Source organism: Effusibacillus consociatus (genome assembly GCF_042652925.1).
Lineage (GTDB): Bacteria > Bacillota > Bacilli > Tumebacillales > Effusibacillaceae > Effusibacillus > Effusibacillus consociatus.
Window position 1 is genome coordinate 1 of sequence record NZ_JBHSHC010000006.1, and the last position, 17,156, is coordinate 17,156.

13 protein-coding genes and 2 pseudogenes are annotated in these 17,156 nt (G+C 45.6%); 2 read left to right on the forward strand and 13 right to left on the reverse strand.

The features are described 5' to 3' along the window. The 5 genes and pseudogenes from ACFO8Q_RS00415 to ACFO8Q_RS00435 form a co-directional block, all read right to left on the reverse strand. A pseudogene (locus tag ACFO8Q_RS00415) lies at positions 1 to 711 on the reverse strand (transposase); the annotation flags it as partial. Positions 712 to 810: 99 nt separating this feature from the next. Next, entirely contained in the window at positions 811 to 1,134 is a 324-nt protein-coding gene (gene tnpB, locus ACFO8Q_RS00420; RefSeq protein ID WP_380023437.1) for an IS66 family insertion sequence element accessory protein TnpB, read from the reverse strand. Positions 1,135 to 1,160: 26 nt separating this feature from the next. Further along, positions 1,161 to 1,484, reverse strand: a complete 324-nt coding sequence (gene tnpA / locus ACFO8Q_RS00425; protein WP_380023438.1) for an IS66 family insertion sequence element accessory protein TnpA — start codon at positions 1,482 to 1,484, stop codon at positions 1,161 to 1,163. A 439-nt stretch (positions 1,485 to 1,923) separates the two neighbouring features. Further along, the gene (locus ACFO8Q_RS00430; protein ID WP_380023440.1) at positions 1,924 to 2,190 is read right to left on the reverse strand and encodes a type II toxin-antitoxin system RelE family toxin; all 267 of its coding nucleotides are present in this window, start codon (positions 2,188 to 2,190) and stop codon (positions 1,924 to 1,926) included. Continuing rightward, positions 2,180 to 2,419, reverse strand: a complete 240-nt coding sequence (locus ACFO8Q_RS00435; RefSeq protein WP_380023443.1) for a hypothetical protein — start codon at positions 2,417 to 2,419, stop codon at positions 2,180 to 2,182. Before ACFO8Q_RS00435 ends, ACFO8Q_RS00430 begins: the two co-directional genes overlap by 11 nt. A gap of 103 nt (positions 2,420 to 2,522) precedes the next feature. Between ACFO8Q_RS00435 and ACFO8Q_RS00440 the strand changes: the two genes are divergently transcribed. Further along, the gene (locus ACFO8Q_RS00440; protein ID WP_380023445.1) at positions 2,523 to 3,488 is read left to right on the forward strand and encodes a tyrosine-type recombinase/integrase; all 966 of its coding nucleotides are present in this window, start codon (positions 2,523 to 2,525) and stop codon (positions 3,486 to 3,488) included. 50 nt (positions 3,489 to 3,538) lie between these two features. Beyond that, positions 3,539 to 3,691, forward strand: a pseudogene (locus ACFO8Q_RS00445) (DUF4158 domain-containing protein); the annotation flags it as partial. A gap of 1,027 nt (positions 3,692 to 4,718) precedes the next feature. Here ACFO8Q_RS00445 and ACFO8Q_RS00450 read toward each other — a convergent pair. The 8 genes from ACFO8Q_RS00450 to ACFO8Q_RS00485 all read right to left on the reverse strand — a co-directional run bounded on the left by ACFO8Q_RS00450 (position 4,719) and on the right by ACFO8Q_RS00485 (position 17,130). Then, positions 4,719 to 5,630 carry a hypothetical protein gene (locus ACFO8Q_RS00450; protein ID WP_380023447.1) on the reverse strand — a complete coding sequence of 304 codons (912 nt, stop codon included), beginning with the start codon at positions 5,628 to 5,630 and terminating at the stop codon, positions 4,719 to 4,721. A gap of 43 nt (positions 5,631 to 5,673) precedes the next feature. Beyond that, the gene (locus tag ACFO8Q_RS00455; protein ID WP_380023449.1) at positions 5,674 to 6,348 is read right to left on the reverse strand and encodes a TIR domain-containing protein; all 675 of its coding nucleotides are present in this window, start codon (positions 6,346 to 6,348) and stop codon (positions 5,674 to 5,676) included. A 24-nt stretch (positions 6,349 to 6,372) separates the two neighbouring features. Then, positions 6,373 to 7,830 (reverse strand): SIR2 family protein, encoded by a 1,458-nt coding sequence (locus tag ACFO8Q_RS00460; protein WP_380023451.1) that lies wholly within the window; start codon positions 7,828 to 7,830, stop codon positions 6,373 to 6,375. A gap of 66 nt (positions 7,831 to 7,896) precedes the next feature. Further along, positions 7,897 to 11,034, reverse strand: a complete 3,138-nt coding sequence (locus ACFO8Q_RS00465) for a type I restriction endonuclease subunit R (RefSeq protein ID WP_380023452.1) — start codon at positions 11,032 to 11,034, stop codon at positions 7,897 to 7,899. 18 nt (positions 11,035 to 11,052) lie between these two features. Further along, positions 11,053 to 12,384, reverse strand: coding sequence for a restriction endonuclease subunit S (locus tag ACFO8Q_RS00470; protein WP_380023453.1), 1,332 nt, complete (start codon positions 12,382 to 12,384; stop codon positions 11,053 to 11,055). Further along, positions 12,374 to 13,897 carry a class I SAM-dependent DNA methyltransferase gene (locus tag ACFO8Q_RS00475; RefSeq protein ID WP_380023454.1) on the reverse strand — a complete coding sequence of 508 codons (1,524 nt, stop codon included), beginning with the start codon at positions 13,895 to 13,897 and terminating at the stop codon, positions 12,374 to 12,376. Before ACFO8Q_RS00475 ends, ACFO8Q_RS00470 begins: the two co-directional genes overlap by 11 nt. 16 nt (positions 13,898 to 13,913) lie before the next feature. Next, a complete protein-coding gene (locus ACFO8Q_RS00480) occupies positions 13,914 to 15,518 on the reverse strand; it encodes a restriction endonuclease subunit S (RefSeq protein ID WP_380023455.1) in 1,605 nt (534 codons plus the stop codon). Positions 15,519 to 15,594: 76 nt separating this feature from the next. Further along, positions 15,595 to 17,130, reverse strand: coding sequence for a Tn7-like element transposition protein TnsE (locus ACFO8Q_RS00485; RefSeq protein WP_380023457.1), 1,536 nt, complete (start codon positions 17,128 to 17,130; stop codon positions 15,595 to 15,597). Between the last annotated feature and the right edge of the window lie 26 nt (positions 17,131 to 17,156).

The following is a 17,156-nucleotide window of genomic DNA, read 5'->3' on the forward strand; positions in this document are numbered from 1 at the left end:
AGAGGGGGGCCAACCACCGTTCTGCGCCGGCGATGATCCAGTTGGCCAGCGTTTGACGTGAAAGTTCTACGCCCAGGCGCTGAAACTGCTGCTCCTGCCGGTACAGCGGCAGGCTGTCTACATACTTTTGGCTCATCACATACGCCAACATCGACGGCGACACTAGACTGCCCGGCACCACAGGAGCGGGCATCGGCGCGGTCACAATCGGTGTGCGGATCGCCTCCTGCTCGCACCGGCGGCAGCCATAGACATGGCACACATGCCGAACCACTTTGACTGCACATGCCGAACCACTTTGACTTCCGCCGGGATGATCTTGAGCTCCTGCCGCGTCTCGGTGCTCATTTCGTGCAACGTGCCGGTGCAGCAGGGGCAGACCTGCTCCTCCTCGGTCAGCCGGTATTCAATCGTCTCCACCGGCAACCCCTCAAGCTTCGTTTCTCGCGCTCCACGCGTTTTCTTTCGGCGGTAGGTGATGGTTTCCACGGTGGGTTCCGGCACCGACGGATCGGCTTCGGCTTCCGCTTCGTTGAACATATCCAGCGTCAATTGACTCGGATCGGTTTTTTCACTGGATGCACAAAACCGCCGATGCTGCGCGATACGGAACTGCTCCTCAAGCCAGGAGACTCTGGCCTTGAGCTCCGCATTCTGTTTCGCCAGTTCGATATTCTGGTTCCATAGTTCTTCAATTATAGGTAGGGACATATCGGCTTGGTTTTCCATAACCAAAGAAATTCGCCATCGCCCCTGATTCTCCTGCTATTGCCGGTGTCCATCGGGTGAACGTTTAGGACGGGTGGAGTCCTATAGGACGATCTCGGCCCGCACCTCAAGATGGGCCTGACGTTGTTCCAGAGAAAGGCCGTCCAGTAGCCAGCGCAATTGTCTGCGGCTAATGGATATCGGTGCGGAGCAATTTTCGTTCGGCCAGGCAAACGTGCCGCGCTCCAGGCGTCGGTAAAACAGCCAGAAACCATTGTGCTCCCAGTAGAGCATTTTCAACTTGTCGCGCCCACGATTGCAGAAGACAAATAAGCTGGGCGAAAACGGATCAAGTTGAAAACCTTCCTGCACGAGCGCGGCCAAGCTGTCAATCGATTTACGCATATCCGTGCTGCCAGAAGCCAAATACACCCGATCCACCTGAATTTCGCTTAGCATAGGACTTGCAGTGCCTTGACGATATCGGCTAGCAGGGATGGTTCGAAGCCGGGTCTCACCTCAATGGTTGCCGAACCGACTTTGACTAGCAGGGGTGAGGCTCCGTCAGATGTCATTTCGTCCATATGAAGGGGAACCCACTGCGGTTTCCTGTTTGCTTGTGTTTGTTCATCAGCCTTTTTTAATTTTCGCATCCAATACCACAGTTGGCGCGGCGTAACCTTGTGGCGTTCACACCAGATTGCAGTACGCTCTCCACTAGACCGGTAGTCTTGGATCCGAGCGATCCATACCTCTCTAAGCTCTGCTTGTGTCATAAAAAAATCCCCCTTGCTTCATTCTGAGGAAGATTATCTCATGGGGCAAAGCAGCTTTGTAGGTGTGCAGGATTTGACGCTTACTTTTTATTTGCCGGCCAAATAAAAAAAGTCCAGCTTTTTCAGCTAGACCACGTACTTGTACCTGTACAATTCAACTGTTTGTGTCCTTTTTCGTATCATCTGACATATGGATGTTACACGTTCCAATATGGCAGTAAGCGTTTTCTACAAAGCGAAAACCCGTTTTGAAAATATGTGTGTTCGTTCACTTCAAGTAGTTGATTGCAATAAAGGCAAAAGAAATGGCTTTGTACAACTTCCTTCAATGATGTTACCTCCTACGATATGTTGGAAGTTCTACATTCCTCCCGATTTACTTCTTATATTATTCGTCAAACATGCTAGATTTTCGAGTGCACATAGTGGCACGTATGTATTAAAGGTTTTTATAGAGGTCACCGCGACTGGAAACCTTGATGATCAAAACAATTAATTGTTCGTTTTCAACTGAAAAAACGATCCGAAAGTCCCCCACACGTTTCCGGAAGAGGCTTTCGCCACCTTCCAAGGGCTTGACATTTTTATCAAGGTACGGGTTCTCGGCTAACTCAAGAATGGCGTTTCGGATCCGCAATCGTGTGGGTTTGTCCAGTTTCTTAATATACTTTTCAACCTCTTTGCGGAAGATCACTTTATACATCATTACTCAGGTCTCCAAAAACCTCATCAAAAGTGACATACTCGCCTTTCGCCACTTCCTCTTTGGCCTTTTTTGCCTCAGCCAAAATTTCGACCAGCTCTTCCGGAGTCAAATCGTCACTATCTTTTTCGCCTTCAAAAATGATTTTGGGCAGCGCCTTCACAAGTCTCTCGTACCGATCTTCAGGTAACAGGTCAATGATGCGGTGGAACTTTTCTTTTGGCATCGACATAGCGATTCCTCCATAATGTCCGCTAATTGATATTAGCGGTAATTGTATGTATCTTAAATTCACCCTTGATGTCCGCTAATGTATGAATTAAGATAAGATTATCATGTCCGCTAATGTAAGTCAAGAATTTGGAGGGTTTCCGACAGTGAGCATCCCAAAGGTAATATCCGCACAAGGAGAACAAATAATTAACGATTTCATATACATCCTCTCCACGGAGGAAGACTTGAATCCAAAAACTTTGAAGGAATATGCAAGTGATCTGAAACAGTTTATTGGATGGTTTGAGAGTTCTGAACAAGACAACCAGGAAGAGGATATTGCTTTTCGATTAGAGGATGTGGCCACCCCCACGTTGACCCGATACCGGGAAGTCATGCAAAAAACAATGGAATTAAAGCCGGCAACTATCAACCGCCGCTTAATTACACTTAAACGATTTTTTGAGTGGGCGACTACCGAAGGACGTATCCGCCGTGATCCTTCAAAGCCGGTGAAGTTAGTTCCGGCAGAAAAGACAAGCCCCCGACAGATGACAGAAAAAGAAGAAGCCGCTTTGGTTGCTGCGGCGGAACACAGCGGTACGTTACGAGATCAGACCATTATTATTGTAATGCTTCATACGGGCCTTCGCACAATGGAAGTTTGCGACCTGGCACCAGAAGATATCAATATTGGAAAACGCAGTGGAAATGTAACTGTACGGTCCGGCAAGCGAAATAAACAAAGAGAAGTTCCCCTAAACTCCACATGCAGAGCTGCTTTGGAAAAATATGTGTTTACACTGCCGCCAGGCAGCAAGTATTTGTTTCCATCTGAAAAAACTGGCGGAAGGCTGAGCGAACGGGCACTTCGGCATCGGATTCAAAAATATATGAAATTGGCGAGACTTGAAGGGCTAAGCGCTCATGATCTACGACATCGATTTGGGTACGTTATGGCAGTAAATACACCTTTGCACCGACTGGCTCAAATTATGGGGCATGACAGCTTAGATACGACAATGATATACGTTAAGGCGACCCAAGCGGATTTACAGTCCGAGGTTGAAAAAATTGCTTGGCAATAGGAAAGGCATTTCATTCATAAACAGCCTAGAGATCGAAAAGGGATGAGATCATGCCAGTTGATTTTCTTACAACGGAACAGGAGGCGAGGTATGGCCGTTTTACGAGCGATCCGACCCCTGAACAATTAGCGAGATATTTCTGGTTAGACGATCAGGATCAAGCCCTCATTTGGGAACGTCGGGGTGATCATAATCAGTTAGGCTCTTAAATTCAAAGATCTTCGAAAAGTGGAAAGAAACTCGTAAAAACCTTGAAAAGACAGCGTTAAAGCAAGGCTGCCGTAAACAGCCCGTGTCACATGATCGGGTAATCAGTTTGCAGCAACTTCCGTCAGTCCGGGAATGATGAAGAGTTCCCTGGTTTTGAGACCGAGCGTAATGACGCTCTTTCCCAGCTTGGTCAGGTAGTACTTCCTTTGTACCGGGGACTTTCTTCACAATCCCGTGAACACGAAGGCGCTTCAAGATACGGGAAACCGAAGCCGGACTAAGTGTGCCTTGCAAAAAAAGTCGTCTCGCCCATGTCATCTTTCCCCATCCCCGCTTGCTCCTACAGCCACAAGGCTTCTCCGCCTCTTTACAACATCTCCCAAAATTACCAAAGTAATTATAGTCGTGAGATGAAACAGGAGAAAATCGAGGTCAGAACGGGAAAAAACGGGATAAAAAAAGCAATTAAAGTCGAACTAAGAGCAGGGGGAAAGGCAGGGAAAAAGATTCGGGATAGGGCAAAAGATAATCGGAGGAAATGATCGAGAAAAAACAGGAGAAAAACGCTTGAATCCCTTGTACCACAAGGGTTTTCTTCTTTTCCCCTCCCAATAAATCCTCTCCCCTGATTTAAGAAAAGAGCCGAGGAAATACAGGAGTGGATACCCGCTTCTCGCTCGGCTCGTAACATGACTTTTTAGGCTTTAACACGACTTTTTAGGCTTTTAGATGACTTTGATTGGTTTTTACAACAGCTGTTCGATGAAAATAAAGTATTAGACAGGAGTTGTTGATGTGGCGCGGTTTTTTGAGTTTGAAAATCGTCAGCTTTTGAAAAATAAGTTTTAGACTAAGTATCTAGATTAGATTCTAAATACGAAAACCCAGGAAAATAAAGTATTAGACTGGAGAAAAAAGTGACGATAAACTTGCTTCCACAGGCACCTTGTTATTAGTTAGATAGCTAGTTCCCCCTGAAAAAATGACGAAAGTGGAGAGCCATCTCTTAAATCGATTTTTTCAGGGGTAACTAACTAGTTCTCTCTTAAGAAATTCTTTATCGCTCGTCCAATCACAGTATATATTGAGATAATGTTTGTTGAGAGCTTTAATTACTTTCTTGATAACATCGGAATCTAGAAAACTATGAGAAATAAATACATCAAAAACCTTTTGGTTCTGAAGATTATTGCTTTCAATTCTGTTTAATAAATCCAGAGGGGTCATGAAAAACTGACTTGTCTCAGTCATGTAACTCTTTTCTTTACCTTTAAACTTTTTTCTTAATTTCACATAGTTTCCCATCAGTTGCAAATGTCTAAACGCCATGTTGCTAATCTGGTTATTCCGTTCACTGTCATTAAGCTTGTAGAAAAATTCTAGGACTTTATTGGATTTATATTTTTGTAGTTCATTAAATATTTCCAACTTTCCTTCCAAACTTATTCCTCTTTGGTGATAAGCAGCAATAAATGCATCAATATATAGTGGTTCAACATTTTGAATAAGTTCATTTTCTTTAGCGATCTTGTCATTTTTACTCTTAATAGCGATTTGCCTCTTAACCTTAAAACTGTTGAACTTTTCTTGATAACCCAGCCTATCAAAGTTAGCTTTGTGCTTAATAAGCATACCTTTAGATAGCATGTGTTTGACTTTAGGCAGATTAAGAAAATGCTTCCTCGGTGGGTCAGGCTTGTACCTGATTTTCTTACCAATTTTTCGCAAGAATTCATCTTTCTTTTTATAGTGTTGATAACGTTGGTTTAGTTCGCACCACTCATGCGGATACAACTCTTTAAATAAATTTAACAGTGTATCCGCGTTATAATTATAAGGTAGGACTTCTGATAGGCGTCTCAATATTTGTGTAATTTTTTTATTGATCCGCATCGTTTCTCCAACATATTTTCTTTTTGTTACACCCGGCATGTACTATATCCCCTAAAATGATCGTTATCAATGCATCTCTAATTTACACACTTTTTCGAATGTTATATGAATCTATATTTTCATTAATGTCGTATGCTATCTGAAGATAATAATCGATATTATCAATAAAATCGACCCACTTAACCGATCGTATATATGAGGCTTCCCCGGTGTATACCTTGTTTAATTCACTATGGTTACTACAATCGTTATAAGTAGGAGATTTTATGTTAAACATATTTTCTCTCAATATTGTAAATAAAGTATAGGTCTTTAGTGTCCTACAATTACAGTAGGGACACGAGTTATCCAGGATGAAATATTCGTAGCTATTATTTTGATCTGGCAAAACAACTGCCAGCAATGCATTGGCATCACTAGTCCTTCCGTTTCTCGTAAGTTCTTTCAACGAATACGAGATCTCCCAAGGGATCCACTGGTCTTCTTCGCTGACAAATGCCGATTTCATATTCTTTGAAATAAACACAATGGTGATACTACTATCAAAGATCTTATCCTTTAATTTAGTCCAAATCGTTTCATCCTTGAATTCACTAAGGTCTTCACCGTCAGCTTCACCTTTGTTAATGTGATCGTCTTCCTTTAGTTTGTCTTGAAGCTCATCTACATAATGTCTTACAGTTGTAGAATAGTCGTTATTTAGAGGATATACATTGCTATCGGAATACTTATAGGAAATAAAAATCTTTCTCCCCATTTTATTCACTCCCCAAATTATTCTTTACCTGCCAGCCCTAAGGACTCTAATTATTTTTATTACTCTTCTAATGATTTCCTGATGATCATTCTTTGCATCCCCAATGAATTCAAAATCTGGTTTAAGTGCCGGGAAATCAAAATAGTATTTATTGAAATCTGCGATTACTTCTTCCCATAATGCCTTGGATACATAACCTGTAGCACCTATAGGTATAACCTTAACCCCTTTTGAAACAGCAATATCGAATTCTTTTCTTACACCATCTGCATCTACTACTTGACCATTGTCATCTTTATTCCCAAATAAAAACACAGCACAGCCTACATCCGAGATTAAATCTCTCCTATATTTGTCCCATAAATCCTTCAAGTCCATTCCGTTTGTTGCAAACTGGGGGAACGGCCTTAAAATTAAATAATCACTGATTTTTCGTTTGTTTGTGGAGTAAACAAAATCTAATGATCCGTTAATAACAGCACTTCCAACTCCTAAACCAAATCCAGATGCTATTTTGAAATCAGCTTTCACTATCTCATGACTCAGTTGATGAATAAACATCTGTGCAACTTTCTCATCACTATCGAACTGGGCGTACTCTGCTGCACTCCCAGATATAAGTATGTTTGATCTAATGTAACGTTGGTAAATGGTATCTAAAATTTCGGTAATATCTTCATATTCATCGACTAACACTGGCTTGATGTGATACCTTTCTAAATCTGCACACTTTAGTTCCTGTTTAACTGAATTGTACCTGAACATTTCATCGCCTTCTTCTTGGGGAAGATGGCAGTAATCATTGCGACTGACCTTTCTAAAAAAACAGTAGTGGGTTCTTCCGTCTTGGCCCATTAATACTCGGATGCGACTTAATATATACTCTAAATCAGGGTCTTCAAAGCTATAACCAATGAATAAAAAGGTTTTTGAAATTAAATCACCTTTAAGCCCCATTGCAAAAAGCTGATTCTTTTCATGAAATGTTTCGTATTCATCTTTTATCAAAACAGTTTCATCGGCCCTTTCAATATCTCCATGCATTTTGTATACAATCGCATCTCTTCTGGGCTTTAATAGGGCAAAATCGGTTTGCTTTATTTTAACGTCTGGGTTCTTTCCTGCCTCAGTCAATGACCTTTCAATCAATCTATCGTAATTTGTTGTCCAGTAAGTATCTATAGGTAACTTAGCTAGGATTCGGTGGTTCTCATTTATTTGAGCCTGCGCTGAAAAATTATCAATAACCAACTGCGATAATCTTTGCCTGCCATTTTTATTATAGAAATACTGTGCTAAAGATATTAAGTCAGTCTCTTTTTCTATATCAAGGTGAAGCTCCTCTGCTACCTCCTTTAAAAGTCCTTTCCAATTAACATATCCTGAAGCAGCGGATAAACCCGCTCCTGCGAAAATAGCTGCATTTTCTTCATGGAGAGCTTTCAGGAATTCCCGTATTAGAACTTCTTTATCAGTTGACATCAATTTCTCCCTCCAAATTAATAGGCATAGCTAAATAACAATTCATGTTAGCTATGCCTAGGTGTATTAATATTTAAATTCTCCCGTCTCTATCTGCGCCATCAATTCGGCTTGCTGAAGCACTAAATCAATTGCCATCTTCTCCAGATCCGGCGGGTAACCGTATTTCTTCAACAGCCGCTTGACCGTAATTCGCATTTGAGCCCGTACATTCTCACGAAGCGTCCAGTCGACTTTGATGTTGCTCTTGATCGCTTGAGTCAGTTCGTGTGCGATCTGCTTCAACATGAGATCGCCCATCAGTTCCTTGGCCGAATCGTTCGAGGCAAGCGCGTCATAGAAAGCCAGTTCTTCCTTAATCAAACCAAGATCTTCACCGCGCTTGACAGCCGCATTCATATCTTTGGCCATCTGGATAAGTTCTTCGATAACTTGTGTCGTTTCGATGGTGCGGTTGTTGTATTTCCGAATTGCTTCCTCCAGCATCTCTGAGAATTTCTTCGATTGTACAATACTGGTCCGGGAAACAGCCTTCACTTTACCCTGAAGCAACCTGCGGAGAAGTTCCACCGCCAGATTCTTCTGCTTCAACCCGCGCACATGTTCCAGGAACTCATCCGATAGTATCGCTATGTTCGGTTTCTGTAAGCCAACAGCCTCCAGAATATCGACAACTTCATCGGATACGACCGATTTCGAGATGAGCTGATTCAACTCGGCGTCGAGTTCTTTCGTCGTTTTCTTCCTGTTCTCGTCAGTTATCAACTTAATAATACCTGATTTAACCGCTTTGAAGAAACTGATTTCGACATTGACTTCCTCCGCGGCGGAAGTTGTCGCGCAGAGCGAGAAGGCTCTTGCTAATTCCGTCGTCCAATTCAGGAAGTTCCGCTTGCTCTCTTCACCCAATCCAAGTACGTAATCGACCGTCTCAACAATTGCCTTCATCCGGTCGGATGCTTTCTCCGAAGCAAATTTACTGTAGTCATACCCATGGAGCAATTCGCGGATGAGCTGCAGCCTTTCCAGCATAAAATCAACGGCCTGGTCCGTGTCGATGCCGGCAGTTTTGCGGTCGTTTTCCGTATATTGTTGAAGCGCCGATTTCAGTAAATCCGCTATTCCGATATAGTCGACGATCAAACCGCCTGGTTTGTCGCGGAATACCCGATTCACGCGAGCGATCGCCTGCATCAGGTTATGGCCTTTCATCGGTTTGTCGATGTACATGGTATTCATGCTCGGCACGTCAAAACCGGTCAGCCACATGTCACGGACAATGACGATCTGAAGCGGATCGTTCACATTCTTCATCCGTTTCGCTAAATGTTCGCGGCGCCGCTTGTTGCCGATAAACGGTTGCCACTCCTCCGGATCGCTGGAACTTCCGGTCATGACGATCTTGATCTTGCCTTCATTGTCGTCGTCGCTATGCCAATCCGGCCGAAGCGCCACAATCGCTTTGTACATATCGATGGCAATCCGCCGCGACATCACAACAATCATCGCTTTGCCGAAACCGGCTTTCTGCCGCTGCTCGAAATGTTCGACGACATCCTGCGCGACTTTCTTGACTCGTTTCTCTGCACCTGCCAATGCTTCAAGCCTGGCCCAACGCGACTTCAGACGCTCCCGCTGCGAATACTCCTGATACTCCGTAATATCCTCATACTCGCTGTCGATGACCGGACGTTCCGACTCCGACAGCTCCAGGCGGGCAATACGGCTTTCGTAATAAATTCTGACCGTTGTCCCGTCTTCTACGGCTCGGGTCATATCGTAAATATCGATGTAATCGCCGAAAACGGCAGGCGTATTTTTGTCTGTCAGTTCGACCGGCGTTCCGGTAAAGCCAATATAAGAAGCGTTCGGCAACGCATCGCGCATATACTTGGCATAGCCATACTTAATTGCCGCTTCGTCGTCCCCGGCGACCATTTCCGCCTGAAAGCCGTACTGGCTGCGGTGCGCTTCGTCCGCGATCACAATCACATTGCGGCGTTCCGTAAGAACAGGGTACTTGTCTTCATTTTCATCCGGGGTGAACTTGTGTACGGTTGTGAAAATGATCCCGCCCGACTCCACCGACAGAAGCTGGCGCAGATGAGCCCGATTCTCCGCTTGCTGAGGCGTCTGCCTGAGCAAGTCCTTTGATTTACTGAACGTGCTGAACAACTGATCATCCAGATCGTTCCTGTCCGTCACCACGACGATCGTCGGGTTGTTTAACGTCAGCACGAGTTTGCCCGCGTAAAATACCATGGACAAGCTTTTTCCGGAGCCTTGCGTATGCCAGATGACGCCGATTTTGCGGTCCCCTTCGTCCATCGTTGCACGTTCCGTACTCGCAATCGCTTTGTTGGTCGCGTGGTACTGGTGGTAACCGGCCAATATTTTGAATAGTTGCTCCCCATCGGTCTGAAACAGCACGAAATGCTTGATGATGTCGAGCAGCCGGCTTTTTTCAAACATCCCTTTAATCAGCACTTCGAGCTGGGGCAGGGAAGAAGGAGCCACATCTTCGCCTTCAATCGTACGCCACATCATAAAGCGGTCTTCATTCGCTGTCAGCGTACCGACGCGGGCATTCACGCCGTCACTGACGACCAGGAACGAGTTATAGGTAAACAGGGACGGTATCGCGCTTTTGTACGTCTGCACCTGATTGTAGGCGTCGCTGATCCCGACTTCTTCGTTGGAGGCGCTTTTCAATTCGAACACAGCGATCGGCAAGCCGTTCACGAACACGACGATATCCGGGCGCTTCTCTCCCTGATTCTCGACGACGGTAAACTGGTTGACGACCAGAAAATCGTTGTTGCCGATCCGATCCGGATCAGTGTCGAGCAACCATACTTTTTCCGTCGGATATTCGCCGTTAGCCGCCCGATACTGAATGTCGATCCCGTCGGTGATCATCTTCTGGAACGCCTTGTTGTTGATCAGAAGGCTCGGACTGCGCGACACTTCAATGACCCGGATCGCTTCCTCAATCGCTTCCCGCGGCACATGTTTGTTGATGCGAATAAGCGCCTCGCGCAGCCTGTCTTTCAGGATGACGTCATGGTAAAATTGCCGTTCGGGATACTCCCCTTCGGGAGAAATATCCGGGCCGTAAGCTTTTTCGTAGTTCAGTTCTTCGAACCATTCCAGCGCTGCCTGCTCCAGGTCGCTTTCGGTATAGGATGTGGTATAATTGGCCATCATTGCACCTCCTTTGAGTTAGGTTTGATATATTGCTTTGCTCTCGGCAACCATTGGCAGATTGGGAGCGCTGTGATCCTGCTCGACAGGGACACGGATCTCACCAGACATCAGTTTAGGGAGAAGAGTGTCGCGAATGGAAGCAAGATATTTATTTTCTAATGTGTTTTCATTAATTTTTTTATAAATGCCTGAAACTAAGTCGTTAAATATGTACGCTGTATCTGACCCTCCATAAGCTAATTTATAATGCAATGTCCCTTTTGGGTTCACCCGTTGGCGACTATTCGTGGAACCCGTTGTGTTTCCAACCAAATATTGATGGAAGCCTTCAGAATTTAAAATCGAAAAGCAATATGCACGAAGCTTACTATTTACAGGGATATAATTCACAAATTCAGTTGAGCAGATTGCATAATCGGTTAAACAATATGGACTCCAAATTCTTTTCGTTTCCGGATTTAGTTTAGAAACAAGAATTGAATTTTTACTTACTTTGTATTTATTGCTTTTTATTTCGCAACCGAATTCAAATACTGGTAACTTCCCGCTGTCAAACGCAGGAAGACTGTAATGTTCAAAAATGATATCAGGCTGTGTTGCCGGATTTATGGAGATTGTACTTATTTCACAAAACTCCCCCAATGTGCAGACCTTCCACCCCTTCGGAATCAAACCCAATTCGCTTTCCTCAAACTCGCCGCCGCTGGACTTATACGGTTCGCCGTTATCATCTGGAAACTCGAAGTCTACAAACCACCGTTTGAAAAGGGCTTGAGCCATGTCTTCAAGGTTTTTGATGATGGCGTTGTTGAGTTCGATTTTTTTGTCTATTGATGCTAGCATTTCTCCGATCTCACGTTGTTCATTGTCGGAAGGCAAATAGACCATGGTGTATTCTATGATATCAGGATTAAAAGCCGGGTATGCGGATGTCTGCCCTTCGGCGATCTGAGTCAAATATCTTGTATAAGAGTCCGAGGTCAAATAATAGTACAGAAAATCCGGATGAACCTTTTTAGGTGATATTACTGCAAACCCTGTCGATGCGATCATATTTGGTTCTGCCTTACGAATCATGGTATAGTGCTTCAAATTCGGACGAACTGTGGAAATCAAAATATCGTTATCCTGCACAATCCGGCGAGCGCGACTGGGAGCGTCGTTCAGATTGAATTTCTGTAGTTGATCTATATTACGATGGTTGACTGCCGCAATATCAATATACTGGATTGTATCAATACAATCGCTTTTCTTGATCGCCCTTTCATTCACAACTGCAATATCTTTCACCAATTTTGCCTTCCATTCATTAGGAGGCGTCATCCCGTTAAATGGCTCAAAACTCAAACCCAATCCCCCCAAGCCGCTTGCGAATTTCATCCTCTAGTTGCCGGGACTTGGCGAACTGCTCCGCCAGCTCCGATGTCAACCGCGCCATTTTATCCTCGAACGGTTCGCTGTCTTCTTCCACATCTTCAATCCCGACATAACGCCCCGGCGTCAAAATATACTCGTGCTCTTGAACCTCAACAAGCCTCGCCGCTTTGCAGAAGCCCTTCACATCCTCATAGATTCCGGCTTCCGGCTGTCCGCGCCAGGCATGATAAGTATCGGCGATCTTCCGGATATCGTCCGTGCTCAACTCGCGATGTGTGCGATCCACCATATGTCCCATTTTGCGTGCATCGATAAACAGGATTTCACCGCGGCGGTCTCGAAGTCCCTTCGGCGCTTTATTCTTGGCAATGAACCAGAGACAAACCGGGATTTGCGTCGAGTAGAACAACTGCCCCGGCAAGGTGACGATGCAATCGACCAGGTCTGCATTAACCAGCTTGCTGCGAATCTCAAACTCCGCCGTCGTACTCGTCGACATGGAACCGTTCGCCAGTACGAAGCCGGCCACACCGCTGGGCGCAAGCTTGTTCACGATATGCTGAATCCAGGCGTAATTGGCGTTTCCAGCTGGAGGCACCCCATACGTCCAGCGTGCGTCTTCCGTCAGCCGTTCGCCGCCCCAATCGCTGATATTGAACGGCGGATTCGCCAGGATGTAGTCGGCCTTCAGATTTTTATGTAAATCATTGTGGAACGTATCCGCGTGATGCTCGCCAAGATTGCCGTCGATGCCGCGAATGGCGAGGTTCATCTTGCACAACTTCCACGTTGTCGGGTTCGATTCTTGCCCGTACACCGCAATATCGCCAATGCGCCCCTGATGTTCCTCTACAAACTTCTCGCTCTGAACGAACATGCCACCGGAACCGCAGCAGGGGTCGTATACGCGGCCCTTAAACGGCTGAATCATCTCGACGAGCAAGCGAACAACGCTGTTCGGGGTATAGAATTCGCCGCCGTTCTTGCCTTCAGCGCTGGCGAATTTGCTCAGGAAGTACTCGTATACTCGCCCCAGAACGTCTTTCGAACGGCTCTCTTCATCCCCAACCTTGAACGAAAACAAGTCGATGACTTCACCGAGACGGGTTTTATCGAGCGCTGGTCTGGCGTAATCTTTCGGCAGCACGCCTTTCAGCGACGGGTTTTCCTTCTCGATGGCGATCATGGCGTTGTCGATAATTTGACCAATTTCCGGCTTCTTCGCATTATCCTTGATATGGCTCCAGCGCGCTTCCTTCGGCACCCAGAAAATATTTGCCGCCACGTATTCGTCCCGGTCTTCCGGATCGGCGTACGGTTCATTTTTAAGCGCTTCGTACTTCTCTTCAAACGCATCAGACACATATTTCAGAAATAGCAGGCCGAGCGCTACATGCTTATACTCCGCCGCATCCATACTGCCGCGCAGCTTATCGGCCATGCTCCATAATTTTTCTTCGAATCCAATGTTCGCTGTTGCCATTGTCAAATATTCCTCCTCAGTAGAGTTGCTCGTATAACTGGCTCTTCACTTGTTCCCAGCGGTTCGCCGCTTCGCGAACGACTTCTTTATATCGTTCCTTCTCTTGAATATATCGCTGGATTAATTCTTGCTGCGTGTCTTCCGGTACCAGGGGCAATTCCATTTCCGCCACATCCGCCGGATTCAAGTTCATTACGGTTGTTCCCCGCTGAAAACTTTGAATAAGGGCCGTACCGACAGGGCTTTCCAGAAACATTTTGGCAAAATGGCTCTTGATCGCCGACTTGAATCGGATAACGATCATATTCGAGGAAGCGATGACCACCCCTTGAGCCTCCGGAAACACAGCCAGCTTGTTCACGGTGCCGCGGCACGTCATCACCAGATCGCCTGGGAGAATCTCGTAACGCTTCACTTTCCGCTCTTCTTCGTCTATCGTTTCAAGCTGATCCAACAGCACTTCGCCGTCATCGAGATTGGATATATTCAGCACCTTAATGTTCCCGGGCTTTAGATCCTGCTTCAGAACCGACTTGCCGCGAAAAATATCCGCCACATCGCGCAACTTCACTTTCGGGGTTGCCGCCTGCTGGAAGGAACGAAGCGTATCCTGATCTTCATCCAATAGCAGTTCGATTCGCCAATGATCCAGTTGCCGGAACCGGTCGGGATGGATGGAAATCTCCCGTTCCGTCACAAGCTTTGACTTCTCCACATGAAGCCGCCCGAGGATCACTTCTTCCGCAGGAGCTTTGCCGAAGTCAACCTGATAGGTCTTGATGGAAGTGTAGGGACGAAACAAGCCGTCCGGAAGCGAATAGATCGTTTGCACCGGCGCCTGTTCATTCATTTGCTTCCGCCAGCTTGCGATCGCGCCGGATTGAAACAGCATCCGTGCAGGAAAGGTCACGCTCAATCTCCCGCCGTCTTGCAAGAGTGGAAGCAGGTAGCTGGCCGCTGCGCCTTCGGATTCCCGAACCGCGACCTCGTCATCGTTCATTTTCATACCGAAATTCGGCATCGCCAGGATCGCGTCGAATTGATGTTCCAAAGGCAGCGGCTGATAAATGGACCCTTGAACAATGCGGATATTGGAATAGGGCTCGAAATACGTCTTGAACAATCTGCCGATGATGTAGTTTTCCGTTAACATAGTGATGGTCCATGGTCGATGGTAACATTTGGTCTCGACGAGTCCTTTGATATACTTTTCAGCTTCTGCAAACAGAATGTTCTTGCAACCATGTCGCACACACTGATCGACAAACCGCTCTACGATTCCAGGATGGACGATAATGCTCCCTGTAATACGATCTTGTTGAATCGTTAGCATGGCGTATTCCAACAAGTCCATATCCTTGCCTGTGTGGTATAATTTATAAAATAAATCCCGATCGCCGGGGAAATGGCCTAATTCTTTGTCTAAGGCGCGTTCCTTCATCCACTGAAACAGCTTCTCGGGTTCAGTCATTAGCTCCGTTTCTGCCAACGGTTTTTGTTTCAGAAGTTGTTGCATCCGCTTCACACGAATGGCCTCGCGAAGCAACTGATCACGGGTTGATATATCGTGAAGTAGACAGATATTCCAGAACGATTCAATCAATTCATCACCTTCTTTCACTGCCAAAAGCCAACTAAATTATACCATCCAAGAATTGAGTATTTCAATACCAAAAATAAATTCAAAGTTGGACTGTCTAGCCGGATAATTTCCCGTTTATTCGATACGCCCAATCCCTAATTGAATCGCTTTGATAATGCTTAACCTTTTCGATATTGAAGCCGTTGCATTGGTTTAAAATGTTCTGATCCCAGTGGCCGCCTTTTTGAACAAGCCCTTCAAGGAGCAACTTAATGTCACGCTCAACCGTCTTTAGTGAAGTCTGCTGGGTTGGGTGGAGGATCAATGTCGAAATGGACCAATCATCCGGCCTGGCTACTTCGATAACAAACTTAGTCGTGATACCATTATCCGCCTGTACGATCGCGCATGTTCGTCGGGAGCCGTTTGGACACACAGAAAATCTTTTGCCGGGAGGTACCCTGAGCACAGACATCCGGATATGACCGGGAAAGATATGCTTCAAGATTTGAATCATCTCGAAAAAAGATTCAAGACCGATGGCCTCTGTGACTGGTATGGTTTCAAGCGTCTGAAAATCGATAGGAGGCGTATCGCCGCCGACCATCGAATCCTGTGTGCTTACTTCCTCTAGTCCTCCTGAGTTCTTCCCGCCTCTCCCGGAGGTGACGATCACGTCATTGCCGGTATGGGAATGCCTAACATCCTCCCGACGAGCAGTAACCCTCGGAAAATTGGAGAATCGCATAAACGTAGGAGGGGTCTCCAATACATCTTGCCTCGCGTTTTCCCTGGCATTTTCGCTTTGATCATTCAATATGTAGTCTTTATTTTCGGATCCGGACGTAACTCGAACTTGTTTATCTCCTGAAATCGACTCACGACGTTTCTTCGATGGGTGCCAAAAGACGATTTCTTCCGCCGGATGCTTAAAACCGCCAATACCGAGAATTTCTTTCACCAAGAAGTAGTTATTGAATTGTTCTCCTCGAACGTGAAACTCAAGAGGACCAACAGCCGGGAGCTCAACGCTAAGCGGAATTCCCTTCTTCATCCTAGCGCTCGGATTTTGAGGCGAGTCCTTGATCACTTGATTGAACATCAATTGATAAACGGAATCCCACATGGTACGAATAGCGGGATCAATGTAAATCCAGGATAGGTGACGTGCGTTACTTTCGCTTGCCAATTTGGCCGGTACACGAAAACTCAAATCAAAATACAGAGTTGTTCCTCTCATATCGCTGTTATCGACCAACATTTCCAGACCGTGCGGCTGCATCAAATAATACGCCAAATACCTGGAGTTAATAAAGATGGCTCTAATGAATTCGAACACTGGAAAGCAATAAATCATCCCGTCAAACTGAAACTGAATAATTTTTTGAAGCCCTAGCTCCGGATTTTGACGGAAGTCAATCAAGCGCTTGGGCAATTTAAACCCATTGCTAATCAGACCTTGATCCAAGCTGCTTATCGTTACTCTATGTACAATACCTTCCAATGGCTTGACTTGATCAAATACTCCGTTGGTGTAGATTTGTCCCATGCGCAAATAGGGTACTGTTCCCCATGGGTAGGATATAACTTTTAAGTCCCCGGTTTCCGTCCGAAATGCGACTCGAACCCTCCAATTCCCTTTGTAGTCCATGAAAGGGGACCCGAACCAAAATAACT